A 26927-nucleotide genomic window follows, 5' to 3' on the forward strand; every position below is an offset into this window, starting at 1 on the left:
TTAATGATGAATAATGACTTCCTATAAAACCGTAGATGCAAAACGCACCCCTAAAAATGCCTAAAAACGTTTTTATTAGGTAACAAGCCTAGTATCTACGAGAGTAGTCGATTTCGAATAGGCTCTTAGTGAATAAACCCCATGAGTTTGCCATTAATACGCGAAGCATATCATCTACGGAGAGAATTATTATGCTGACAGCAAAACGAGATACCCCACTCCCTCAACAAATTACTCCTTCTTCGGATACCCTCAAAACTATTTTTATCGACATACTACAACGCCCGGAACAACTCGGCTCTACAATAGAAATCGTTACCGCCCTGCTTCCGCAGAGCAAATTGGCGAGGGTGTTGCAAGACGTTTTCATGTATCAAAATACGCCAAGTAATCTACTCTCAGTGCAATATGCCACCAGCGAAACTTATCGGGAACAGCGAGTTCAACTAGGTATCTCTGTAGCAACTATTCTCAAATTTTTCGTGTTACCACGGATACATGAAAACGATTTCGCGGAGATGATCAGCCAAATCGCCCCTCATCCTGCTACTGTAAAAAAAGAGGCAGCTGAAATTATTCGAAAATCGTTAGCTACCTTATTGAACAATACGTTAGTTCCTTTACATATTGAACGCACATTTGCCCCCAATGGCCAACAAAACGGGTGGAAAGTAAACCGAAATTTTGCCCAGGAGGATGTGGGTAGTATGATTGCCATGCCTTTATTGGATGGAAAAACTGCCTTTGCCCGTGTCGATTTTGCAAAGGGTCATTTCGATTTACATTTATCTGGTGTTGGCCCTGAGGCACTCTCTGAAGATTTCAGCGTCCAGCCACTCTTTGGCACAGGTAACTATCGAATACAGCTAAAAAAAAGTTTACAACAAACAGTGGTAACAACAGCCGGACAACAAATTGAGTTTAAAGACGAAGCTGAAGGTATCCAATTTTTTGTTACCGTCGCCTCAATTGGCACAGGAGACAATCCTTTTGTGCTTTTAGAAATGCCGACGTTTATTTCAATACAAAACAGCGTGACACGACAAAAGGTAAATTTACCGACAAATATTCCTTTACCTGCCAATATTTCTGTTCATCAGAAGGGTAACAGAGCAACCTTCGGTCGTGCTATTTACCAGTTTCCACTTGGAGGTCGTTTATCCGATTTTAATAAACAGGTGCTTCCTGCCGAAACAGCCGAATCTTTGACACAAAAAATCACTGATCAACTAAAACTGGATACATTTTTGGCGGGAATTTTTGCAGAAAAGATCCAGGCTAAAATTATTCCGAGTATGTTACGGCGTACCCTTTTCGGCACTGTTTTAAAAATGAGCTCACTACTTAAAAGACTGACAATGTTGCTGCCACTTCATCCGTCCGTGTTATCGTTACGACAATGGATGGATCAACAGGAAGAACAACAATTAATACATACAGAGTCTGTGTTTCAACAATTGATAGCACAGCTGCATGATAAAATTGATCAAGTGATAAAATCACTCATTTTGCCGAAAGTCAGCACACCCTTTCTAAAAGAAAAAGTGAACGAGCACCTGCTTGATTATGATACCTATGAAATAGGCAAACCTGCTCAATTTGTTGAACAACAGGCCGACACTATTACACAAAAAATATTCACTGATTTACTCAGTGGATCTTCTATTTCCCCACAAGATGAGGCTTCATCTGTCACCCCTGTTAAATCTCTAAAGCAGCAAATCACCGAGCAACTTGCGTTAGACCTGGATACTTTTTATCAGAAAGTCGAAGGGAGCAGATTACCTATTGCTCCAGCAACAGGTACTAGCCAGCCCTCGCAACAAAAAGAAGTGACTGCGCCGGAAATGACTTTGGCAGCACGTTTGGAGCGGACAAGGAAGCTGGTTTATCAACTGACTTTTTCACCTAAAAAAATAACATTTTTTTCGCTGGATGCTAATCAGCGTGCCGATCTTCTCGATTTTTTCCAACGTGACGGTGAGCTGGATGTCCAAAGATTAATGTTAACCACAGTGAATGAAATGGAATATTGGTTGTGGAGTGTTCAGGTTCGTCAATTGAAGCAGTTAGGAGGAATACATTCTCAACTCAGTTCGTTAAGTGGGCAAGTAGCACTGGAAAAAAGTGAAGCCTGGTACAGCAGGCAAAAAACGGGTGAAGTAGCGTTACAAAACGCAGGGATGAAAGCGAAGCGGTTACCTGACATTGAGGCACAAACGAGCGATGCCATTCACGGCTTGTATATGGGATATACCTGGACTGAAGCGGTGGCTCTCGGCTTGATTTGGCTTGATGCACGCTCATCAGGCAATGCGAAACGTTTTTTCAGAGCACTATTTTTTAATAGAATGCCGACTTATTCCTTTTCGCAAATCACGTTAGCGAGGGAATTATCTCAAACCTTCAATCAATTAAAGAAATCGGGTATCAGTAAACGGCCGGTTTTTACCCGCTCTTCAGTCTCTATTTTTACTGCTGGTGTCGGTGATTATTTGTTAAAAACAGCCAATCATGTGCTGATGCTGTCTATCCGTGTTGAGAATGAACAACATGTTTATTATTTGTATGATCCCCATATAGGAGAGGTACATCTTCGTGGGGTTTATGCCACAAAAACTGCCGAGGCACTTAAGGCGTTACTCAACGATTACCTGGAGGAGGAAAATGACCAGGCCAACAACCAAACTCGTGCTCAACGTTATGGCGTGGAAAAAATCAATGGTCAATACGCATTCGAGATTTACCAAATCAACCTCCTGCAGGCGAGAGAGGCTTGGCCAGTGCTCAACAAGTTACGGACAGTATTTGACAATTTTTCAGACAATTTACAACAATCGGCGGTGTCTTTGCCTACTCATGATGTGGATCTCGCCGCCGAATTGCTGGATCAGATGAAGATAACCATTGAAGGTAATGCCATCAGTGCTGCCAGTCTAGCTGATATTACGTTAACCTCAGGGATGCATTTTGATCTTGAACGACTTAATTACTATCTCACCCATTCCAGTAACAGTATCTCGACCGGGCAACCCTCTGCACCAGGGCAGCCTAGCGTGCCGGGGCAAGCGACCAGTGGGCAAAAAACAGCGCCACAACAAAACAGGACACTGGGAGTTGAACATTCAGCACCAACCGGTAATTCTGTGCTCGTCGATCGCTCAGCATCAAGCAGAGTAGCCATAGCGGTAGGTAGGCTAAATACCCAGGCGCCTGCAAACAAGTATCGGCATATTAATCGATTCAGCCATTATGGCGGATCAACTATGCAGGGATACGGTTACGCCCGTGGCATCTATGATCTGACAAAATATTTTGAAATACTCGAAAATGAAGAATTATCGGATCCAAAGAGACAGGAGGCGTTATTTCGTCTAGAGATGTCAGCAGCTTCTTTACTGTCTAATTTGGCTATTGATGGCACCCAGTATGGTTTGAACAAACTGGGAGAGAAATTGATAACGGGATTGCATTCCAGTAAAACAGTGGGATCAACTGCCATCAGCTCAGCTTCGAAGCCGTCATCCCTCAAGGTAGGCCAAAAGATAGTGAGATTTGGTGGACCAATATTAAGTGTGATTGGCAGTGGTTTCGATATTTACAATGCACAGGAGTCGTTTTCGGCTTTATCCCATACTACTGGCAAAAAAGAACGACAGGATTTGATTGTCAGTGGATCACTCTCGGTTATCGGGGCTGCCGTGGGTATCGGCACCGCCATCGCTTGTGCCTTAGGGGGAACCGCAGCCACAGTGGCAGGACCCGTGGCGCTCGCGGCAGGGCTTATACTGATTATCTCCTCACAGATTTATTCTTCAATACGTCAGATTGAAGAGCTGAAAAAACATGTCAATCTAACGTTCATGCAGACGTTGCACAGCGGCTGGTTGCTTTTCTGGCATCGGCCGCTGGATGTCACTATTTCAAATGAAGCAAGCTACCAACAGACATTAGATCAGGTGCGTCAACAGTACAATGACCAGCAAGAGCAATACGCCATGCACTTCCTCAATCATGGTCGTAATGTCAGCACCCTTTACTACAGCCGTGGCCAGGTCACCCTACAAGCACATCCTTATAAGCGGTTGATGGGGCAACCTGCCAGGCATACCACAACGAGGCATGTCAATCCGACGGTCTATTACATCGACAATCAGGTGATTAAAGACAACATTAGGCCTGAAGAAAGTGAAACCGTGCATGCGCAATATCGTCGACGTCGATATTTTAATCAAAAAGAGTTTATTAACACCTATCTGCAAGACAGTAATTATCAATTTTATACGCCAAATGATTTACAGAGTATCGATGATACCATTGATGCGAATGCAGGTAGCGGCAATGCGGTGCGAGCACAATTCACCGGTCGGCGTCAGCAGCAGGTAGCTCGGCTTGTCGTTGATAAGGGAGAGAGTTCGCTGGTGCTCAGTAGTGCATTAAATCTGGAGAGTGATGATTATCACGCGCTGATGGGGGATTTTAACGGGGATGGTCGTCTGGATATTGGCTACTTTGCTCCTCAGGGATTTTATCTGCTCACCGCGGGTGAAAATGGGGCTTATCGTCAAGCACAATTAATTGAAAATATGCCCTTTCGGGCGCGCGATTTTGCTCATCCACGACCTTTGGTCGGTGATATTAACTCTGATGGGCGCGATGATATTATTATTTTTTCCTCGAACTCATCCGTGATGGCAACGACTACTCTGAACATTATGTTGGCACAAGAGGATGGGAGTTTTTCCTCTTTCAGACAAACACTGCCGCAAGATATTCTGAACGATTTAACAAATCCTGGGCCGGTATGCGGTGATATTGATGGTGATGGCCATGCTGATTTGGTGTCGTTTAGTGGTGGAAAGATTTGGATCTATTACGGTACCAGTTCCGGAAAATTTAGCATTTATAACACGTTACTTTCGCCGAAACCTTTGACCCCTATCTCTACTGACATCTTTTCGTTGACTAATCTAACCCCCTTTAATACGCCATTCAGTAGAAGCCAAATGCATCTCTATCAGCGGATACATGCACAAACAGTTAATTCAGATCCCATACCGGTTATAGTGCCTGCTATTCCTCTCGCGTTTTTTAGTGGCCATTATGTGCACCAAGGCGTAGCTGATATCAATGGCGACGGTTGTGACGATATCGTTTCATTCACTGAAGAAGGAAAAATACACACGTTATTGGGCAGTAGTAATCGACAGAAAAAATTTACTGCCTTGAACACACAGTCTTGTGAGCGGCTCGGCGACATGTTCAACAGCGTGATGGGGATTAAAACTTCACAGATACAGCTCGATGACATAGATGAAGATGGTCGAGCAGATTTGGTGATTGTCAACAACGATGGCAGCTATACCTTCGCCCAGGGGAAAGCTGATGGGCAGTTTGGCACAATGATTGACGGTCATACCCGTCGAGAGCGGGATGAAAACGGCGATGATCAGCCCAATTTTCTGGCAATACGAGAGCAGCAACATATTATGGGGATCACGCGAGGAGAAGCAGGCCAAAAAGTATTGTTGTCGCTCAATACGGCCGGAGAGGTCAACGCGCATTCCTTTGTCGCTGTACGTAAGCAGGATAGGATAGTTTGGTTCAAATTGGATGAAGGTGATGATACGGCGACTGGCTCCTGGGAACAACGTAACTATTTTGAAGTGGGTTCCGGCAAAAAAACCTTTACCGGTGGACGCTATGCGGACAGTTTTTTACTTATGGGAAGCCCGGTATCAGGTCAAGCGAGTTTACTCGATGGGGGGACAGATCCTACCTCTCCTATCCCACTGAGTGACCATGATATCGTGATGGCAACGGCTGAGCCTACGGATGGACGGGGGTATTTGATCGATCTTGCCTCGAACTATGTCGGCTATATAGCGAAAAATAAAACAGAAGGTGAAATAAAAGAAACTGAAATGGTCATCGACGAAAATAAACGGCTAGCCATTTTACGCAATATTGAAAATGCGCAAGGACACAGTAAAACCTGCGATATTCTGATCGGCAATCATCGTAACAATGTGCTTAACGGGGCAGGATCCCGAGATGTACTTATCGGTAATGGCGGCAATGATGTGTTGATTTTATCGGAGGGAACGGCCAAAGGCGGCACAGGCACAGATAGCTATCGTATTCTGCAAAATCACCAGGAGCACTCTGTTTTAATCAGTTTACAGAAAACAGGGAACACAGAAGACATCAGCAATATTCTAATTGATTATCAAGCCGATAAAATAGAATCTGTGACGCTGCGTGGGGAGCATATTGTTATCAGCTTACGTAACGATAATCATACACTGACTACACTAGAGCTACACCATATGTATGCTACTGCTGCAAACGGTAAACAAAAGGAACTACAACACGATTTTCTCCTGTATACCCGTGATGGTTTTTTGATAAAAGGCTGGCCGTCGAAGGTGGCTAAGGATCCAGAAAATAGCTGGCAGTTGATCACAACACTGATAGCGAAATATGAGCCCAACCTGGATCGCGGTTGGCAAAATCGTACTTTAGGATTGAAGAATAAGCAGATACAGCTTCATCAGGTTACGCGCAATGAGCAAGATCAGGGGCAGATTACTGTGAGTGGCAAAAGTCGTAACAGTATCATTTTGCTACCAAAGTTCATCCAACTGTTTACCGCAGATACCCCGTATCATGATCGACGAGAAGGCGATGATGACAAAAACCAATTTTTGAGCGAGGAAGGCAACGATGTCTTGATGGGGAAAGGAGGAGCTGACCTTTATCTTATCAAGGGGACAAACCCTCAACGTGAAGTCGTTATCGACAATTATGATGGCTCTGAAGAGAATTTTAAAAATGTACGGCGGGATAGTTTATCGGTACCCTTTCCCGTTAAGTACATCCGTTTGGCAATAGAGGGTGATGATGTCGTGCTCAGTCATCGTGATCAGCCAGCACAGTATCCTAAAACACGTATTCGCCACTTTATGAAAAACGAGCGGCACAGGCATTTATCACTCATCAGTGAAACTCACCACGTAATCGAATTATATGTTGATGACGCAAATCAAGTCTCACTTGGACGGGTGAACGCTACCGCAGGTAATGACCGAGTCGTAATTTATAATGGAACGGCCCTTAGCAATAACCAGCTGGATGTCTTGGCTGGGGACGACATGGTGGCAGATTATAGTGGCAGGAATCATACGCTAAACGGAGGTGAAGGCAACGATATATTATGGGTTGAAGAAGGTGATAATATTCTTGACGGGGGCACGGGGACTGACTTCCTCTATGGTGGCTTAGGGAACGATATTCTGTCTGGTGGGCGAGACAACGACACCCTTGAAGCGGGCAAAGGAGACGATATTTATCAGTTTGCCAATGGTGATGGTCACGATATCATCACCGAAAGTGGTGGCGAAGATACGTTAGCATTTGTTTCTGTGAGCATCACTAAAGAAAAAATATGGCTAGAAAAACAGGATAAGTCTCTCAAGGTGCTGATTAGGGGTGCCGATAATGGCACAGTGACTGGAAGCGTGCTGATTAAAAACTATTACAGCCAACCAAAATACTCAGTAGAAACCATAAAAGCAGGGGGATACCAGCTAAGCGGTGAAAATATTGCTCAAATGGTCAGTGTGATGTCTACTCTTTCTTCCGTACAAGGGAGTATGCCCTCATTGCAGAATCATAATTTACGGGCACAGATTAATACCTTGTGGGCAACTGTACCCTTGCTGGTGCATTAAGGCTCAGGTGCTGACCACCAGCGCCTTAATTTTTTTATGTAAAACCGAATTCACACCACACAGCAAGTTATGCAAGAGGTCTCATGAGTAGTCATGTCAGCCAAGAGCCGGCAGTGGGATAATCATATGGCCATCATTGGTGTTGCCAGCAACACTGAGATAGTGTTCTTTCATAGCGTTAACTGAAATACTGTGTTCACGGGAGAACACCAGTTTCAGTTTATGATGATAGGCATTGTCTGCCGGTTTTACAGGCTCAAACACATTTGCGATGAAAATTAGCGTATTACTGATAATCACGCATAGAGTATCGCTATGTTTTGAGATTTTGACATTTGCTGGACCGATATCAGGAGAAATGTGGCAAAGCAATGCGCCTTTACCGTAGTGAAGCAACCATATTATGGGGTAGTCAAATAACGCGAACTCAAAGTTAAATGAAGCCTCTTCAGTTTGCTCAACAGATGTCGAGATGACCAGGTTGGGCACATCGATGTTGAGATGTGCATCATGACACAGTGTTACGGTAGAACCCGTATCTAGGGTAATAACCCCCCCTCACGTTGGTAACAGTGTTGTTGGTTATCTATGAGCTTGTCCTGACCCTGGCTGTTGATTCTGATTAAATACTGTTCATCACAGCGTGAAAAATAAGCTTCAATTTTCTTACTATCAAAACCGAAGTAGTTGTATTTCTCATTGGCAAGAATAAAAAGTATATTTTTCTCCGGTTGATAGTAGCCTTTTTTATTATCTGGTAACGCCACTATAACCATTTCATTGTAGCTATAGTTTTGACAAAGGCTGTGTAGGGCCGTTTTTAAATGATCTCCACGGTATTCATCGGTAAAAATATCAGTGACTGCAATTAATGTTATTTTAAATTCGTTATCATGCGTCATGCTGATGTTAAGTAGGATCCCTTTGGAAGTAACACCTTGTATGTCACCTTCTATCACTGTTCCTTTTCTATTCACTCGAGCACTAATGAAGCCATCACCTAACATGTTATCTAACGTTAGCACGTTGGCAGCCGGGACCGAGTCTTCATTTTGCAAAACAGAACCAGTAAAAAGACTGGGTAATAAAGAGGCGTTCATGACAGGTACGTAGCCAATTTCTTTGTTCTTTACGCCCTTGTTATTCAGCATCCACGCTCCCTTGAGGCCATCCGATATTCCACAAATTGTCAAGTTTTGGCCCAGGTCAGTCTTACATATAACAAAATGTTGACTATCTTTGGCATACCAAGCAAGCAAAGGAATCGATTGATTTTCATCACCTTGTAACAAACCAGAGATACTAAGGTGAGGCGCTATTTGAATCGTTTCTTTTTTTCTCGTGGATCCTTGTAGTTGTTTTATATGAGTGGCAAAGGCTATTGACCAATCTCGGTTGTTTTCTATAAAAGCGTTTTCTATGCCTGATAAGGTGAGGATCCTGTCATTAGAAAGTTGGTAAATAAAACCCTGTTTAGTAGTAATCAGGGCATTTTTTATCGTTAATACCTCACCGTTAGTTAATCCGAAATCCGCTAGATTCATTGCCTTGGCGTCGGTGTTATCTTTCTGTACATAAAGTGCGTGAAGTGGTTTATCATCATTTGTCGGATCGTTATGGGGAATAACTACACTCCAGAAAAAGTAATTCACCTGTATGGGGGCTTTAGGTGTTGCACATCCCTTATGTTTCTCAGATTTTCTGGAGATTTTCAACTCGTTAGGTTCTTTCGATTCTTTGCATTCTGCAATTTTTTCATCAGGTTCTGAAGACTCTTCAGGTTCCGAAGACTCTTCAATTTTTTCTGGCTCTTCAAATTCTTTAAAAACGCCAGCAAGATTAATCAGGTAGCCAGGATTATTCACTATGCTGTTACTGATGTTGGCTGATATATTTCCGGTCACTGCCATGCTGTCTTTAAGAGCCCATATTAGCCTGTTTCCTATGCTGATAGTGGTATCAGTCTTAGCGTTACGCAGTTCTTTAATATTCTGCCCCACTCTCCGCCATGGATTGATCTTTTGGTGCTGAAATGAAAATTGACGGCTAGATAATGTTCTTTCCATAAAACGAATTAGGTGGGTGAGATCACGATCTCTCGTTAATTGATCCCTGATCTCTGTGGGTAAACCATTTATTTCAATCAATGCAAGTTTTTCTTCAGGATCTGATATATCAATCATATACTTGATCCGGATTTTCTGACCGTTATAAACGTATTCTTGATCAAAGAGTATGGCTTGTGCGAGCAGTATGTTCTTGCTAAGTGTTAGGGGTGATACCTCTGTGTGATTGGTGTTTTTTGTAATAGTCGGTCTATGACATAGAGGAAGATAAATTTGTAGTAACCTATGGGTTTCAATTTCTGATACCCAAATAATATTTTCATAGGTATACATGACATTGGGATCATCAATCGCAGGTATAACAAGATCACCTTGGTACCAGGCACATTCATCGTAGGGGACGATGAGCCGGACGTTTTTGCGTTGCGTACCAGCAAAGAGTGTATTTTGGTGGCTAGCAGTATAGAGAAAAGTGTCTTGTGCGAAGGCATAAATGCAGGGATCATCGCTCTGCTCGTCAGGGTCAGGTGTAAACCCGTTGACATTGATATATCTTCTTGTCTCACCGAAGCCTTGAATACTCTGGGCGATATGCCGTTTCACTGCGCTTTTTTTATCACGTTGTTGAGCAAGGTTGGGGATAATACTGACATCAAATATCAAAGGAATAAGACGGCACTCCCTTAAATTAACGTCGAAGGTCCCTTCAGGCAGTTGAATCGTTGTCTTGGTGGTATAACGGTGGATAAGGGTTATCGTTATTTTGTCGCTAGTGCGTTCACGGTTACCGCTATCCACGAGACGATCAAAATAGATCTGGACAGATCCTTCATTAGTGACATGAAAACTGGTTTTAATACCCGTGAGGTGGTGTGCATTGATATTCCACTGCACAGCTTTATTTTCGCATTCAATCGTAATATCCGCTTGTGCTTTATTCAACAGTAGTAAAATAGAGGTATTTCCTACTTCTGGGGCATAAATCCTGTAGTGAAGATATTTTTTGTAAGTGTTGTCGATAACTCGCTGATGTTCCCCTGCCCCTGGAGCAATCAACCTGTACTTAGGAGTGGTACCCAAGAAAATTTTTATTTCGGTATATTTATAATCAAACTTCAGAGCGGTAATAGCTCTATATTTTTCTTTGTCTTCAAATATAAATCCGGAGTCAGGTTGTTTAGCAAAAAACCGTTCGGTGTCAAATTCAGCATCTCCCCTGAGTTGCACAAAGAGGACGGAATCGTACCTTGGCTCCATCGTCGCTTCAGGTGCTGTAGGTAAGACTAAGGTGATTGAATCATTATCTTCTTGTTGCAATGCAACGATTTCCTGCTTTTTGCCAACACCATATAATTCTCTTAGATTAGCGTAAGCTTTAGGCGTTATCTGGGTAAAAGTATCTGCCATTTTAAGCATTCTCTGCCCATTATCATCAAAGGTGACAAACATATTATCAGTATCTGTTAAATTGATTTCCGTGATAACTGTCCCTGTATAGGGGACTAATGTACCTTTAACCAGATAGAATCCTCCCCGAATCCATCCTGTTTTCATATTATTAAAATAACGACCGATGGCTTTGGCTTTCTCTATACGCTCAAGGGCACTCTCTACCATGAGTGATATGAAGTAACTCGCAACGGCGAGTGCGATACCGACAACGAATAAGACGACTACAGCAAAGGGGGAGGTGAATACTAAACCGACGCATCCCAAAACAATACTCACGATATCAAAGGCCATTCTCGTTAGTGCAGTACTACGTTGTGTCTCATTTTCAGCCAGGAGTAATTCAAACGAATTCAATCCAAAACTGAAGATACTGAGTGCCAAGTTTCCTTTTGCCAATAAGGTATTGTATTTACCGAGAGACGTCGCTGCGATGCCAAAATGACCGCTATTTCTTAGCTGATTTGCTATCGCCTTGAGGGTTAGCTCACCCGCGGTGCCTAGCGTATTCGCTAGGTTGTTACTGTCTGCCATCAAAGAAATATACACATGTGCCTGTACTGCTCTGGCTAGCATAGAATCGCCTGGTATCTGATTAACACCATATTGAAAAGCATCATATACAGACAAAAATGAATGATAGACACTGGCGATACCACCGGCCCCCCCTATCTTACCCACTAATTTAGGGCGTACTCGCCCTTGTGCGAATTGATGATACTGATCAATAGATTGTGTCTGATCATCTAAATACTGACGTAACTCCTCAAAAAAATTATCAGAAACTTCCAATTCTTTTACGCTAGTGAAATCTTTAGTATTAATGAAAGGTATGACATATTTTGAACCGATTGGATTGTATTTTACCTCTGCGAATATCATTACCCAGTCCTTACTGAAAGACTGATTTTTATCTTTCAATGCCAATTCTGTACGTTTGAGTCTCATTCGTAAATTGAACCGACTAATAACATGGATATTGGGGTGCGGACGAGTAAAATTAAAATTTTCGTATTTTTGTATATATTTAGTATTACCATATTTTTCCATCAATTGAGTATTTTTATTATTAGGTTGTTCAGATTTATCTTGGCGTTGGAAAAAAGAGTAATAATGAAGAGGAATAGTATGCTGCCGATTTAATTTATTGATAGCCGCGTTGAGCTGAGTAATCGTTGCTGTTACCTTATTGAGTTTGGTTGGATTGTCATCGTCACGCATGTCTTCAACAAGTAAGCTATCATCAATATCGCCTAGATAAATTCTGCTAATCATTTCCTTACTGTGTTTGCTTTGCAGAATAAGATCTGCATTACCATTAAGATTAAATTGGTAAAAAGTAAACCGATTATGTGTTACACGTTTTTTCAGCCGTAGAAAAGCGGTTTGGGGATCGCCAAATAATCTGGTTATCAGGTCTTCGAGTCTTTTTCTGCCACAGGTAAGAGTAAGCGCCTCAAACCAATCTTTGTATGTTTTCTTCTCCTGGGTTTGTTCCAAAATTTTCATCAAAATAGCGATTTTATGATAGTGACCATCAGCTATCAAAATTTCACCGCAGCCTGCGCTCATACCTGCTATCAGCACCATACTCTCGCTATTCATCAACAGAGATGTGTTCAACGAAGCACCTGTTTTAATGCTTCTAGCAATATCTTCATCCATTAATCCGTCTAATTTTTCGGAAGTCTCAGTTACCCAGTCACTGAGTTCGGTAATATAGATAGTCGAAAGCTGTATTGTATCTGTGAGCAGAAAGCCGTCTTTTTCAAAGGGTGTAATCACTTTAGTACGCCGTGCCACATCTTGTTCAATAGATTGATATTCATATGTTATGGTATTATCTTGTCGGGTAAATTTAATTTTTACAGCATCTACTTTTGTTGGGATCCAATCAATTTTGTGTAGGGATCGACCTCGCTCAGAAAATAGTTGACCACTCCATCGATGGCCCATTACATCGATAGTAAACAGGCTTTCTTGAACAATGATACTATTAACGAATACATTATTAGACCGAAGAGATTGATAGAGTTGTTTGATAATACCTTGTTTTAGTTCTCCTCGTTTAGGCGAGTTGGTGGGCAGCATGTTAGTCAACCCACAGCCAAGGAGGGTGACTTGTTTTCTATTTACTCTATCGTATCCGCCTCTTGAAGATTTTTTGCCTAATATATGCGCTATTGTATCCATTGAAAAAGCGATGAGACTACCATTACCAACTAACGTAACGCGAGTTTCATGTTTTAGATGCAAGTTAGCGGCTGACTCTACTTTTTTTAGCTGATTATTTTTTCTATCGTAACGGTACCAAGCATTAAGCTCAGTGTTTTGATAATACAGGGATCGACATGCTGCTTCAGAAATTGGGTCGTTGTCATAAAGTTGTATAATATATTGGGCGTGGTATTGGGGATGAAGGGTAAAAGTATTAAGGTAGCGCATTGTCCCTCTAAGGCGTGATTGGTCAAATTCCTCAGTTAAAAAAGAAGCCTGAATAAAAGGGGGGCTGATCAAGTGTTGAAATTTATAGGGCATGTCATATTTAAACGATACGATATCTATATCGCTCAGTAGTTGGAAATAGGCACGATCATAAGCAGAAACACCTGCCAGCTCAGGGGTCACACGGTCATATCGGCTCATGATATCGTGCCGGTAGCTTATTAAGGCGTGGGCATTTAAACTGAATCGCTTTTTAGGGAGCAATATGGTAAGTTGAGGGCTGACTTTTTCTGGTAATGTCAATCTTTCTGAGAGGCCATTAATATTATAGTCCTTGTTATCAATTATCTGGTGTGTTTTTTCTAAATTAACCAAAAGCTTCTCAATAAAGAGGCTGTTTTTTTGGGCGATAAGTATTTGATTACTGCCATTAGTATAACTACATTGAAAATAAGCATCGACTTTGAGTTCTCCCAATGGCACAAATAGCGGAATATGCTCTTTTTGCGCCAATGTGAGTACGGTTTCGATGGCTTGCTTAATCTGTGAGTCAATAGGGGCAAGTTGATAGCTATCCATGAGCGCCAATCGCCCGGGAATTTTATTTTTTTCCATGAGTTGATCAAGAATAGTTCTGACGATAGTAGCTTGTTCTCTCATCCCTTGAGGGTCATTAGATGTTTTTTTGATTATATTGATAAACAATTTTTTATTAATTTCTGGCAATACATCGGTATATAGGCAAATACCGCCCTCTTTTCTTAATATCAGTAAACGAAATATATCAATAGCCGCTGCCAAATTCCCTCTTAGAACCAGTTCCTTAACATATATCTGATATTCTTTTGCTGTATAATTCGTTGTGTTTATACTTTCAATAGAAATTATGGTGTCGGGATTGTCTTGTTTTAATTTGGCTAAAGCGTAAATAAAACTGCTATGATGGATTGTATCGATATTGCCGATCTCTTCCCATGTGCTGATATGATGGTTGATTAAAAAATTCAGCGCCGCTTGATCGAAAGTAGCTCTGATAGTAGGGCTTTCCATTTGTTGTTTAATATACTTATAGGCTTTATTTTGCCAATCAATAATACGTTTCTTAAAAGTATTATACAAAGCAGTGTGGTTTTTTTGGGGATCATTGAGTATTTCCTTACTGACTTGTTTTTGCAGATAGGTAGAAAGTTCGCGTGCCAAGTAGGTAGTATTGTCAGTCCATATTTTTATATTATAATCAGGATTTTGCTGTATCCATAAGTTGATATATTCCCGTTGGATATCTTCTATCTTGCCAAGACAAATAAAATGTAAGGTTTTATTTACAAGTTCCATAAGTCTCTCTGTGCGAGATAATAACAAATCTTTAAGTGATTTATTATTTAGGAGTGTATCATTTTTATATATAATGGAAATGCTTTGATAGATACTATTAATCATCTTTAATAATAGTATCATTTCTTGTTTTGTAGTCACTGCGGGGGTGATTATTTCATATTTTTCTTTTGCATCGATAAAGTTTTTATATAATATGTTATCGTTGTAAGAAAGATCTTCTCTTTTTATTTTTGCTAATTCATTGATTATTGTTAAACGTTCCATATTTTGATTCTCTGATTGTAATTTTAATATTATTGGGGTAATCAATGTGACACAATTTTTCCCGCGTCTAGGCGTCGCTCATAGAGACTTCGAATAAGTTTTAAGAAAAAGGCAGGGTTAATACAGCGGAATTTATTATGCAAGGAATTGATTTAGAATAAAAAGAATTCATTCTGCACGTAATTTACACCAATTCTATGCAAAATGCAAAAATATCAATAAGTAATCTTTTGTTTTATTTTAAAAAATAAAAAAGAATAAATTTACCTTGGGTTAAATAACCTAGTATTGCATTCGTTAATATAATGAACACAGTATAATTTAATAATAAAATTTATTAATAAAAGCATCATGCGCCCCCAAGGCTGATGAATTCAAAGATGACACTGCCGAAACGGCGACACGTTTTTGTGTGGGGATAGCGAGTCTAATGCGCTGGGCTAAACGTATCGACCCTTGCCTGACGCGTAATAAACCGGCGACCAAAATAAATCGCGCCGCGTTGCTCCTTGATGTGGAAACCTATCCTGACGTGTCTCAATACGAACGAGCTCAGCGTATGGGGGGCAGTGCTCGAGGGATCTGCGATGCGTTAAAACGCGCTGGGTTTAGCTATAAAAAAACATTAGATCTCTTCGGAAACTCTCATTTGTCTAATTTCCATGTTATAAATTGCTGCAATCAGATTAAATCTTAATCCAAACCGTTTTCGCCTGTTTCGATAACGATCTGATACAATTTTAAATCGTTTAATCATATCAATGACATTTTCGTTTAATACACGCTGGCTTGATAACTTAAGATTGTTGCGTTTATCTTCTTTTGTTAAGGGATTTTTCTTTGTCTTTTTCTTAGGCAACGCCGAGTTTGAATGGATCTTGCCAAGCCCTTGGTAACCTGTATCTGTAATTGTTTTGATTTCAGGATGTATTCGCACACCAGATTCCTTGAACAACCTAAAATCATGACGCTTCCCATTAGTAAAGGTTGTACAGATGGCTACTTTGCTTTTTTTATCGACGATCACTTGGGTTTTTAAGGTGGGTCGTTTCTTTTTTCCTGAGTAAAACTGCTTTTGTTTTTTTTGGACGTTCAATCGGCGTTTCTGTGGCGTCAATAAGAACGAGCTCATACTCCCTATCACTTTTTAATAAAGCTTTGCGTCCAGGTAGGGCAAAATCAGGATGCTTTATTAGCGTATTCTCTATCCATTTAATCGTTTCATAGCAGGCGCTCTCACTCACCCCATCGCTTTGGCTGACAGGAAAATAAGTGCGATATTCTCGTAGATACTCAAGGGCCATTAATAAGCGCTCTTCTAAACACAGCCTGGGTTTCCGACCTCCTTTCCCTTGCTGACACTTATCCGCTTTATTCAATATCTTTATCATCTTTTCAAATCTACTGCGTTTAACACCGGTTAAGCGACGAAATTTTTCCTCTTCCAGTACCTTTATTACTTCATATTTCATGAGGGCTCCTTGTTCAGGAGATTTTTAACAAAATTCCTACATGAATGCTAGTTTCCGAAGAGGTCTAATAAAAAATAATGAGAGGGATAATCAATATCAATAAATAATAGAGTCTTTCATTGTTATGAGGGGTAGTATTAAAATAGGGTCCTCTCTTTATAGGCCGAATAATGAGACAATCATATAAAATTTATCCAATAAAAATAGTCTTGACGAGCAAAGCTATTCTATTTATTCTGTAATAAAATCCATTTTTGATTTTTCAGTGTGGCAATAATCGTGTCTTTCGCTATTTCACCATAATGGTCGGCAAGGTATTGAGCGAAATGAGCTGCAGTGATTTTATACTCAGAGTGAGCACTGATAGATGCAGCAAAGGTTTCAAGTGCTTGGTGGAGTGTCGCGCCAATATATACCCGTGATCAATGAAGATGCTTGATTTTGAAGTCGATAAGGATCATGCTCATAGCCATGAAAATAGAGCTGACTGCTGACCAGAAAATTACCCTCGAAGCCCAACATCGTCAAAGCCATGACCGCCGTGTCTGTGACAGGATCCGGTGTGTTTTGTTGTCCGCAGACGGCTGGACTCCCCCTATGATTGCTCACTCACAGCTCATTAATGAAACCACGGTGCGGCGCCACCTTACAGACTATCATAAACTCAACAAGCTCAAGCCTGAAAATGGCGGCTCCGATGGCTATCTCAATGCGGAACAGACCACGTCGCTGGTTGAACATCTCACCCAGCCGCTCTACCACCACAATCACCAAATTGTGGCGTATATCGCTGGACGCTGGAACATCACCTTTACCGTATCAGGTCTGTATAAAGGGTTGAAGCAGCAGGGCTTTAGCTATAAAAAGCCGAAAGGTGTTCCGCATAAATTTGCCGTTGAGAAACAGCAGCAATTTATAAAGACCTACAGCGAATTGAAAGACGCCGCGGGTAATGACCCCATACTGTTTATTGATGCCGTTCATCCGACACAAGCCACCAAAATAAGCTACGGCTGGATACGAAAAGGCCAGGATAAAACGATAGAGACCACCGGGAGCAGAACGCGGTTGAATATCATGGGAGCCTTGAACATCCAGAATGTGGCTAACCCCATAATCCGTGATGATGAGACGATTAACAGCGAAAATGTGGTTCACTTCCTGTCTGCCATTCGCGCGCATTATCCCATCACGACAACGGCACATGTGATCCTCGAGGGTGCAGGCTATCACCGTTCACAGCTTGTGCAAGACGCCGCGCTTACGTTGAATATCCAGCTTCATTACCTTCCGCCGTATAGCCCGAATCTAAACCCGATAGAGCGATTGTGGAAGGTGATGAATGAGCAAACACGAAACAATAGATATTACCCATCTAAACAGAGTTTTAAGAACGATATCTTAAACTTCTTTGAGGTGAAGCTACCACAAATGGCAAGTTCTCTGGTATCTCGCTTAAACGATAATTGCCAGGCGCTAAATCCTGCATCTTGATTTCACTTGGGTATAAATCATCTCTTGACGGTTCTTTCATCACGTTTTGTAACATAACGCTTTCTTTTTTTAGAGATACAATAGACCTCTTTCCAAACCGTAGCGAGTGATGCTAAGTCAAGGCGCCTGGCGCACAGCAACCGGAGTGTATAAGTATATGAGGATTGCGAGCACCGGGCAACGCAGGATTCGCGTCACACAGTAGGTTTCGAAAGAGGTCTAATGTATGCTTATCCCTAATTGAGGTTAGATAGGTAATTCACCGTACTGGAAAATGAGGATCTTTGACGAATAGCCATTACGGCTATTCGTCGTGGCTGTGCTTGCTGGGGAGTATCGGGTAATCTCTTCGTTCTTGCCATTGCTCATATCCTTTTTAAATTCACTAATTATCTGAATATAGGCACTTACACAATTTTCAGGACAGGCTCCCCATCCATAAAACTACTTTCTGGTGTGGGCACCCTCTGTGTTTTTTATTGGTGAAAAATTGATCCAGTGGATTGAGCCACATAACTTAAATGTAAAGATCATTATTAAGCGTTGCTTGGCCATTCCAGCTGATTACCATTCAAGGTTAAAAGAAGTATTGTACATGAGGTTATTTTCTCCAGAATAAGCGACACCCGCTTTCACCGCCGTATATTCATTGAAGCGATATCCGGTACCGATAGCGATGGCCGTAGAGGCATTATACCCTCCAACTCCAACCGTAACGTTTACTTTCCCTACATTATAGGGTTGAAAAAGCCCTGTTAACGCCGCAGATGTGGCTAGTCCTCGGTCAATTTTTTTGTTTGTCTTAGATAACTCATATTGAAGATTATTAATTTTTGATGCATTTTTATAGGCTAATGCATGTGCGACAGTCGTCATTCTGTTAACGCGATTTAACTGGGAGATATTGGCGGCGTCATGATCTCTGATGCCATCGGTAACACCGGTAAGCACTCTATCCCCCTGCTTTCCCGCGACAGAGATGGCATTGCCCCCTAAATCATGACCGATATGAATGACGCTATCAGGGGCTTGCTTAGCCATCTTACCGATGTGCGATATTTCACTTTCGAGTTGCCCCACTAACGCTCGCGCCTGATGGGCGCTGGAGTGGGTCAATTGAGCGGAATTTTTAGTCGACTCGATAGCTGTCTTGAAATCAGCCTCATATTGCTGAGTATTGTCTAAGGCTGTCTTGGCTTTAGCCTCGTGATCACTGACGGCGTCTAAAACTGTTTTAGCATTCGTGGCATGTGTACTGGCCGTAGTTTCATGCTGCTGAGTATTGTCTAAGGCTGTCTTGGCTTTAGCCTCGTGATCACTGACGGCGTCTAAAGCTGTTTTAGCATTCGTGGCATGTGTACTGGCCGTAGTTTCATGCTGCTGAGTATTGTCTAACGCTGTCTTGGCTTTAGCCTCGTGATCACTGACGGCGTCTAAAACTGTTTTAGCATTCGTGGCATGTGTACTGGCCGTAGTTTCATGCTGCTGAGTATTGTCTAAGGCTGTCTTGGCTTTAGCCTCGTGATCACTGACGGCGTCTAAAGCTATTTTAGCATTCATGGCATGTGTACTGGCCGTATTTTCATGCTGCTGAGTATTGTCTAACGCTGTCTTGGCTTTAGCCTCGTGATCACTGACGGCGTCTAAAACTGTTTTAGCATTCGTGGCATGTGTACTGGCCGTAGTTTCATGCTGCTGAGTATTGTCTAAGGCTGTCTTGGCTTTAGCCTCGTGATCACTGACGGCGTCTAAAACTGTTTTAGCATTCGTGGCATGTGTACTGGCCGTAGTTTCATGCTGCTGAGTATTGTCTAAGGCTGTCTTGGCTTTAGCCTCGTGATCACTGACGGCGTCTAAAGCTGTTTTAGCATTCGTGGCATGTGTACTGGCCGTAGTTTCATGCTGCTGAGTATTGTCTAAGGCTGTCTTGGCTTTAGCCTCGTGATCACTGACGGCGTCTAAAGCTGTTTTAGCATTCGTGGCATGTGTACTGGCCGTAGTTTCATGCTCCTGAATATTGTCTAAGGCTGTCTTGGCTTTAGCCTCGTGATCACTGACGGCGTCTAAAGCTGTTTTAGCATTCGTGGCATGTGTACTGGCCGTAGTTTCATGCTGTTGCGTCCTGGTTAAAGCTGTTTTGGCGTTAGTTTCGTTATGGCTGATGGCGTTCTGCATATCATGGATTTTGTTATCTACCGCTCTTAATTGTCTAACATTAACGGCATCAGTGTCTTCAGTACCCCCCGCAACATGAGTTATTTGACGTAATTCTTCATAATCATCATTACCAACAGAAACTTCACCTTCCGAATTAACGGCCTTATTCGAAAATGCTTCAGTCATGGTTTTTGATGATCTGTTTGCTATAGAATGAGCACCTAAGGCTACAGATTCGTCTACTTCTGCCTTTGCATTATTACCAATTGCGGTGGCATTAATACCAGATACTGTAACGCTAGCTCCAACAGCTGTGCTTCCGTACTGCTTAACTGTAGAATGACTACCTAACACAACAGTATTATCTCCATCAGTCGTAGCTTGATGACCTGCTGCAAGAGCATTTTTTCTCATAATTCCATACTTATCATTCTTAATTTCAGCTGTATCTATGTGCTTCTTGTCGCCAGTTTCGTCAGTCACTTCCTCTCCGTATGAATAATTGGCTAGAATCATGTTAGTTAGTAACATGGACAATAAAATTAATTTGTTATTCATAATATTATTTCGTTGCGCAATGGCAACGTCCTATTTTTACAGGCAAATTTATTTTTTATGGAGCAAGATTGGAGCTGGGAAATTGAATGTTTCATACTTCTTTTCCACTTAGTGATGCATGCATATATTCGTGATAAGCGCATTCAGACTAAGGGTAAGAAATAAAACGCGATAGTTACCAAAATAGGAACTGTTTTTTTCAGTGAGTGGACTAATATTACGCAAGCTTCAAATTTTTCAGAAAAATCACACGTTTTGTACTCTTATCCGGTGTGCCGGAAAACCTGTTCATTCAGTGGGATAGCCCCGTGGATTCAACACCATTTGCTGTGCTTGGTGTTCGTCATTTATTTAATACAGGTGATAACTTCAACACCTCAACAATAAATTTATTAATAGCATTTTTCACGGCAGGTAAGTCGTACGCATGGATTCCAGAACCTAATTTATGCGTATTGGCATTGGGGATAGCCACGGCTTGTTTGTTGCGTTGCGCTGTCGCGAGTTCTTGATGCATTTTCAGTATGGCGGGTACTTTTACCACTGAATCTTGCTGTTGTTTGTTTTTGTAATAATACAGATTTAAAACAGGCTGCCGGATCTGGTCAAAAGTCAGCTTATGCATGGTGCTTTCCAGCAGATTTTGCAATTGCACCACCGCTTCTAATCGATACACCTTATACCAATATTTTTCTTCTTCCTGGCTTTTAATTGTCTCCGACTGAAATCGACTGTTTTTTATTAGCCGAGCGAATTGTAAGCCCCAAGGATTATTGATAATAAAAACCAAAGGATCGCTGATCGCTACATTGGGTGAAGTCGCACAGCACAGCTTCCAGAAAAAGAGAGACGGCTATAAAAAGCAGGGAAAATCGTTGGTTTATCTTGACGAACGCGGTTTCGCAAAAGATATAGCTGCAATTATCGCGTATTGGCGAACTTACGTCAGAACTGCAACTGCCGGGGATTGATGCAAATGCCTGCGATTTAGCCCAGTAAGCTGCGCAACAAGAGTGGGATTACTTGACCTTCCTGGAGCAGATTCTGCAGTGTGAGAAGCGTTCACGCCATCAACGGAAGCAGCATATGTTCACCCGAATGGCTGGATTCCCCAGCCTGAAAACGCGGGAGGATTTTGATTTTACCTTCGCCGCTGGTATGCCAAAAAAACAGGTCATTGAGTTAGCGTCGTTGTCATTTATTGAGCGCCAGGAGAATGTGGTGATGCTGGGGCCCTCAGGAGTGGGCAAGACCCATAGCGCTAGGTTACAAAACCGTGCAGGCAGGAATCAAAACCCGGTTTATCAGTGCATCTGACTTAATTCTGCAACCGGCCACAGCGCAGCGACAAGACAACTATAAACAGGTCATGCTGCGCGCCGTACAGGCACCCCGGCTGCTAATTATTGATGAAATCGGCTATCTGCCCTTTACCGTACATGAAGCCAAATTGCTGTTTGATGTCATAGCCAAACGCTATGAAAAAGCTTCAGTGATCTTAACGAGCAACTTGCGTTTGGTCAGTGGGGCCAGGTGTTTGCAAACGACACAGCACTCACCTCCGCTATGTTAGACCGGGTACTACACCACTCACATATCTTGCAAATCAAAGGAGAAAGCTATCGGATCAGAGAAAAAAAACAAGCCGGATTAATGGACAAACCAAAAGTGTAGTGGATCACTTTTAGATTGTTGTTGATATAACGCGCAAGAAGCCACGTGGAAAAAGGGACCGTATTGGCAGGTCAATACCAGATGGCATTACATCAATTGCCGATGCAGTTTACCGACATTGCGACCTCGATTGCCGGCGGGGGGATGCCGCTGTACCTGATTGCCATCCAGTAAGGGGGAAAAATCCGGGACAGCTTTGGCGGTATTGCCAATGCACTAGACCTCTTTCGAAACTAGCGTTAAAAGCGGAAATTTTATAAAAATAGCTGACTGGAGGTACTGTGTGTGAAATACAATCAGATTAAAGAATTAGAAGATGAAAACTTTCGGCGGTTAACGGGTGTACAGTGCCCAACATTTGAAAAAATGATTGATATTTTCCGTGATGCGGACCAACAGAAAAAATCGCGCGGGGGGTGCAAGAATAAGCTTACCCTAGAAGAGCAGCTACTAATGGCACTGGAATATATCAGGGAATATCGAATCTACTTTCATATTGGCCAAAATTATGGGGTAAGCGAAAATTCAGCGTATAAAACGAGTAGGTGGGTAGAAAACACGCTTATAAAACATCGGGATTTTGCCTTGCCTGGACGTAAAGTGCTACAAGGAAGTAAGGTGGAGCATGAGATTGTACTAATAGATGCGACGGAAACCCCGATTGAACGCCCCAAAAAAACAAAAGCACTTTTATTCAGGCAAGAAGAAAAAACATACGTTAAAAAGCCAGGTAGTGGTCGACAGAAAAACAAAAAAGTATTTCAAACGGAAAACGCCATGATTTTCGGTTGTTTAAAGAATCAGGTACTCACCTTCATCCTGAAATTAAAGTCATCACTGATACGGGATATCAGGGAATAAAGAAGGTTCATGAAAACACCTGTTTGCCTAAAAAACAGCGCAAAAATGATCCATTAACGAAAGAAGACAAAAAGAGTAATCAGCAATTAGCCAGTGAAAGAGTGGTTAACGAAAATGTGAGCGGTATGCTTAACCTGAGTTCGGAATAAGCCGACTATTTTATAATGTGACGATATTTGCACAATGCAGAGCTAATTTTGGTTTGGATGGTGTAAGGCAGTAAGCGTCGATGCCGCCGAGTAAATTGACGATAAAATGCTGTGGTGGGCGGTGACGAATCTGCCCTATTTGTCACATATTTTGTAGTTGTTCAAAAACGGTTTCAACCAATGACCGTTTACGCAAAAGGGCGTTATCAAACACCGTGTGCTCGACAGATACCGTCTTGATTACGTCTTTGCAAGCGCTATTTTTGTATCAAAAGGGAGACCTGATTTCAGCACGCCATAGGCCAGTTGGAGTAATTTACGCATTGCAGCACAGACACCGACTTTTCCCCCTTTATTTCGTTTTACCCATCGTTTCCATTGAGATTTTATTATTGGGTTGTAAGTGATGGAGCTAAGGGCTGGCATATATACCCAAGTGAAATCAAGATGCAGGATTTAGCGCCTGGAAATTATCGTTTAAGCGAGATACCAGAGAACTTGCCATTTGTGGTAGCTTCACCTCAAAGAAGTTTAAGATATCGTTCTTAAAACTCTGTTTAGATGGGTAATATCTATTGTTTCGTGTTTGCTCATTCATCACCTTCCACAATCGCTCTATCGGGTTTAGATTCGGGCTATACGGCGGAAGGTAATGAAGCTGGATATTCAACGTAAGCGCGGCGTCTTGCACAAGCTGTGAACGGTGATAGCCTGCACCCTCGAGGATCACATGTGCCGTTGTCGTGATGGGATAATGCGCGCGAATGGCAGACAGGAAGTGAACCACATTTTCGCTGTTAATCGTCTCATCATCACGGATTATGGGGTTAGCCACATTCTGGATGTTCAAGGCTCCCATGATATTCAACCGCGTTCTGCTCCCGGTGGTCTCTATCGTTTTATCCTGGCCTTTTCGTATCCAGCCGTAGCTTATTTTTGCGGCTTGTGTCGGATGAACGGCATCAATAAACAGTATGGGGTCATTACCCGCGGCGTCTTTCAATTCGCTGTAGGTCTTTATAAATTGCTGCTGTTTCTCAACGGCAAATTTATGCGGAACACCTTTCGGCTTTTTATAGCTAAAGCCCTGCTGCTTCAACCCTTTATACAGACCTGATACGGTAAAGGTGATGTTCCAGCGTCCAGCGATATACGCCACAATTTGGTGATTGTGGTGGTAGAGCGGCTGGGTGAGATGTTCAACCAGCGACGTGGTCTGTTCCGCATTGAGATAGCCATCGGAGCCGCCATTTTCAGGCTTGAGCTTGTTGAGTTTATGATAGTCTGTAAGGTGGCGCCGCACCGTGGTTTCATTAATGAGCTGTGAGTGAGCAATCATAGGGGGAGTCCAGCCGTCTGCGGACAACAAAACACACCGGATCCTGTCACAGACACGGCGGTCATGGCTTTGACGATGTTGGGCTTCGAGGGTAATTTTCTGGTCAGCAGTCAGCTCTATTTTCATGGCTATGAGCATGATCCTTATCGACTTCAAAATCAAGCATCTTCATTGATCACGGGTATATACCACAAGTTTGTTTGATTTCCCGATGATAAACTTCAACAGACCAACGGGCCTCGGTGACAGCCTTCATCTGTTCCCGGGTGGGGTTCTCTTTGTTCGTTGCAACATAATCAATGCGACCGTGTTTGGTCACAAACTTGAAGACTGTCACCCAACCATCGCCCCGCAGGTGTACTGAAAGCCCTTCTTCTGGAATATCAAGTGAGGCTAATGTGACGTTGCGATTAACTATCCGGTTCTTTCTCAAGGTGGTGACCCCAATCCAGCCAGGAGAACGAATGGCGTTGAGATTATCTAAACTTGAATACCGAATACCACGCATCCATTACCACCGCTTCAGGGGCTATACCCCTCGCTTTTGCCAGTTTGAGCATGTCGCAAAAATGCGAGTTTTTTGTTTTTCCGTCGGTCTCTTTGTCGTCAATTCGGTAGTCAATAGGCACTGACTCTCCCTTTTCAAGACCCTGCCACAACAGATTAACCAAACCAATACCGGCTATCACATCATGTTCATTACCAGAATAGTGATAATGAACTCGCTCTATCTTCTTACTCCGTTTTTTGGCTAGCACTCTATCATCCGCAATCAGAAAACAAGGTGCTTCCCGGTCTATCGAGGGGGCGACAAGTTGCCACAACTCTTTGGGACGAAAACACCGGCTCTTTAACCACCGGCTTACGCTATCATGCGATACCCTCGACGGGCTCACTTCTGACAACGCTAGACCAGAATATCTGACACTACTCGCTTGTAAAAATGCTTTATAAAGGTCTTTCGTACAGGGATAGTCTGACATCTCATTACCATTCTTATCTTTTTTCCTACTGCGGCGTCTTTGACTCGCTGACGGCAATGATAGCCAGAATTATTTAAAATAATGTGTATCTTTTGTGCATCAGGATAAGCAGCTTTGAGCTGCTCAAAAAAAGCGACGGTGGTTTCTGAATTCACCTGCTCAGGACGGGCACTGACCACCTTCATGGTGCTCAATTCAATGGCACCCATGACATTAACCCGTGTTTTTGCCCCTGTTTTGACCAGCGGCTTATCTTTGCCTTTCCTTATCCAACCGCAGACCACTTTGGTGACCATCGTTGGAGGGGCTGAATCCATAAAAACAATCGGTTTATTCTTAAGAGCACTCTCTAGCAAAGTGAAATAAGACGCGATAAACGCTTCTTGCTGAGCAACATCCACTTTAACCGGCGTCGCTTTGGGCTGCTTATAGCTAAAACAATGCGCTTGCAGCCATTTTGTCATGCCAGATACGGTGTAACAGACGCCAAATTGGGTTTCCACATAAGCACAGATATCGATGACACGGGTATCAGTCGTGCTTTCAATGTGTTTTTCAAGCAATAAAGATTCATGCACGCTCAACTTACTATACGAGCCGCCATTTTCAGGCTTTAATTTTTCGTCTGAAAGCCAATCTGTTACATGTTGCCTTACTGTTTCTTCATGAATACGTAATGCTTGGGCAAGCGCTTTGTTATTCCAGCCTTTATTTTTCAACAACACCGCTTTGATTCGATCTCGAACACGGCCATCGTGTTCGTAACGATGAAGGCGTTCCAAATCTTGTTTTTGAGAGGCTGTCAGTGAGTTTATTTTCATGACCTTATTTTTAATCTAGTTGAGCAAATTTTCCAGTGGTTTTAATGGCGATGGGTATATATCCATTCAACTTGAAGGTACGGCGTCAATAGTTTGAAAATTGTCGTTAATTCTGCCTCTGAGA

Annotated in this window: 12 protein-coding genes and 5 pseudogenes; 6 read left to right on the plus strand and 11 right to left on the minus strand. The window is 42.3% G+C overall.

Annotation, left to right across the window (positions count from 1 at the left end; all coding sequences use genetic code 11):
• Positions 1–191 precede the first annotated feature (191 nt).
• Positions 192–7733 (plus strand): FG-GAP-like repeat-containing protein, encoded by a 7542-nt coding sequence (locus tag AAHH42_RS11405; RefSeq protein WP_342221162.1) that lies wholly within the window; start codon positions 192–194, stop codon positions 7731–7733.
• Positions 7734–7829: 96 nt separating this feature from the next.
• Here AAHH42_RS11405 and AAHH42_RS11410 read toward each other — a convergent pair whose 3' ends face one another.
• Together AAHH42_RS11410 and AAHH42_RS11415 are read right to left on the minus strand one after the other, a co-directional pair.
• Positions 7830–8222 carry a hypothetical protein gene (locus AAHH42_RS11410; protein ID WP_342221163.1) on the minus strand — a complete coding sequence of 131 codons (393 nt, stop codon included), beginning with the start codon at positions 8220–8222 and terminating at the stop codon, positions 7830–7832.
• Positions 8223–8272: 50 nt separating this feature from the next.
• Positions 8273–15295, minus strand: a complete 7023-nt coding sequence (locus tag AAHH42_RS11415) for a TcdA/TcdB catalytic glycosyltransferase domain-containing protein (RefSeq protein WP_342221164.1) — start codon at positions 15293–15295, stop codon at positions 8273–8275.
• A gap of 430 nt (positions 15296–15725) precedes the next feature.
• Here AAHH42_RS11415 and AAHH42_RS11420 point away from each other — a divergent pair, with 430 nt between their 5' ends.
• Positions 15726–15992, plus strand: a complete 267-nt coding sequence (locus tag AAHH42_RS11420) for an IS630 transposase-related protein (RefSeq protein WP_240313833.1) — start codon at positions 15726–15728, stop codon at positions 15990–15992.
• On the opposite strand, the gene AAHH42_RS11425 is transcribed toward AAHH42_RS11420, so the two are convergent.
• A protein-coding gene (locus tag AAHH42_RS11425) for an IS5 family transposase (RefSeq protein WP_342221165.1) occupies positions 15921–16767 on the minus strand; the annotation gives its coding sequence in 2 pieces (ribosomal slippage) (positions 15921–16380 and positions 16379–16767; 849 coding nt in all). The two genes, AAHH42_RS11420 and AAHH42_RS11425, sit on opposite strands and share 72 nt — an antisense overlap.
• Before the next feature lie 471 nt (positions 16768–17238).
• Between AAHH42_RS11425 and AAHH42_RS11430 the strand changes: the two genes are divergently transcribed.
• Positions 17239–18261 carry an IS630 family transposase gene (locus AAHH42_RS11430; RefSeq protein ID WP_342222070.1) on the plus strand — a complete coding sequence of 341 codons (1023 nt, stop codon included), beginning with the start codon at positions 17239–17241 and terminating at the stop codon, positions 18259–18261.
• 236 nt (positions 18262–18497) lie between these two features.
• On the opposite strand, the gene AAHH42_RS11435 is transcribed toward AAHH42_RS11430, so the two are convergent.
• From AAHH42_RS11435 to AAHH42_RS11445, 3 genes are all read right to left on the minus strand, one after another.
• Complete coding sequence (locus AAHH42_RS11435; protein ID WP_275887678.1) at positions 18498–18623, minus strand: hypothetical protein; 126 nt, start codon at positions 18621–18623, stop codon at positions 18498–18500.
• Between the two features lie 202 nt (positions 18624–18825).
• Entirely contained in the window at positions 18826–20901 is a 2076-nt protein-coding gene (locus AAHH42_RS11440) for a YadA-like family protein (protein ID WP_342221166.1), read from the minus strand.
• 418 nt (positions 20902–21319) lie between these two features.
• On the minus strand, positions 21320–21766 hold the full coding sequence (locus AAHH42_RS11445; RefSeq protein WP_119797185.1) for a hypothetical protein: 447 nt from the start codon (positions 21764–21766) through the stop codon (positions 21320–21322).
• A gap of 125 nt (positions 21767–21891) precedes the next feature.
• Here AAHH42_RS11445 and istB point away from each other — a divergent pair.
• From istB to AAHH42_RS11460, 3 pseudogenes are all read left to right on the plus strand, one after another.
• A pseudogene (istB, locus tag AAHH42_RS11450) lies at positions 21892–22650 on the plus strand (IS21-like element helper ATPase IstB).
• A gap of 63 nt (positions 22651–22713) precedes the next feature.
• A pseudogene (locus tag AAHH42_RS11455) lies at positions 22714–22821 on the plus strand (phage tail length tape measure family protein); the annotation flags it as partial.
• 114 nt (positions 22822–22935) lie between these two features.
• A pseudogene (locus AAHH42_RS11460) lies at positions 22936–23642 on the plus strand (IS5 family transposase); the annotation flags it as partial.
• 28 nt (positions 23643–23670) lie between these two features.
• Here AAHH42_RS11460 and AAHH42_RS14885 read toward each other — a convergent pair.
• From AAHH42_RS14885 to AAHH42_RS11485, 5 genes and pseudogenes are all read right to left on the minus strand, one after another.
• Positions 23671–23886 (minus strand): annotated as a pseudogene (locus AAHH42_RS14885) (transposase); the annotation flags it as partial.
• 14 nt (positions 23887–23900) lie between these two features.
• Positions 23901–24086, minus strand: coding sequence for a hypothetical protein (locus tag AAHH42_RS14890; RefSeq protein ID WP_425286298.1), 186 nt, complete (start codon positions 24084–24086; stop codon positions 23901–23903).
• A gap of 16 nt (positions 24087–24102) precedes the next feature.
• Complete coding sequence (locus AAHH42_RS11470) at positions 24103–25125, minus strand: IS630 family transposase (protein ID WP_342222071.1); 1023 nt, start codon at positions 25123–25125, stop codon at positions 24103–24105.
• Between the two features lie 58 nt (positions 25126–25183).
• Positions 25184–25982: pseudogene (locus AAHH42_RS14895) on the minus strand (IS701 family transposase); the annotation flags it as partial.
• Complete coding sequence (locus tag AAHH42_RS11485; RefSeq protein WP_342221168.1) at positions 25907–26803, minus strand: IS630 family transposase; 897 nt, start codon at positions 26801–26803, stop codon at positions 25907–25909. The pseudogene AAHH42_RS14895 and the gene AAHH42_RS11485, both read right to left, overlap by 76 nt.
• Positions 26804–26927: the final 124 nt, after the last annotated feature.

Origin of the sequence: Candidatus Fukatsuia endosymbiont of Tuberolachnus salignus, assembly GCF_964030845.1 — a bacterium.
GTDB classification, from domain to species: Bacteria; Pseudomonadota; Gammaproteobacteria; order Enterobacterales; family Enterobacteriaceae; genus Fukatsuia; species Fukatsuia symbiotica.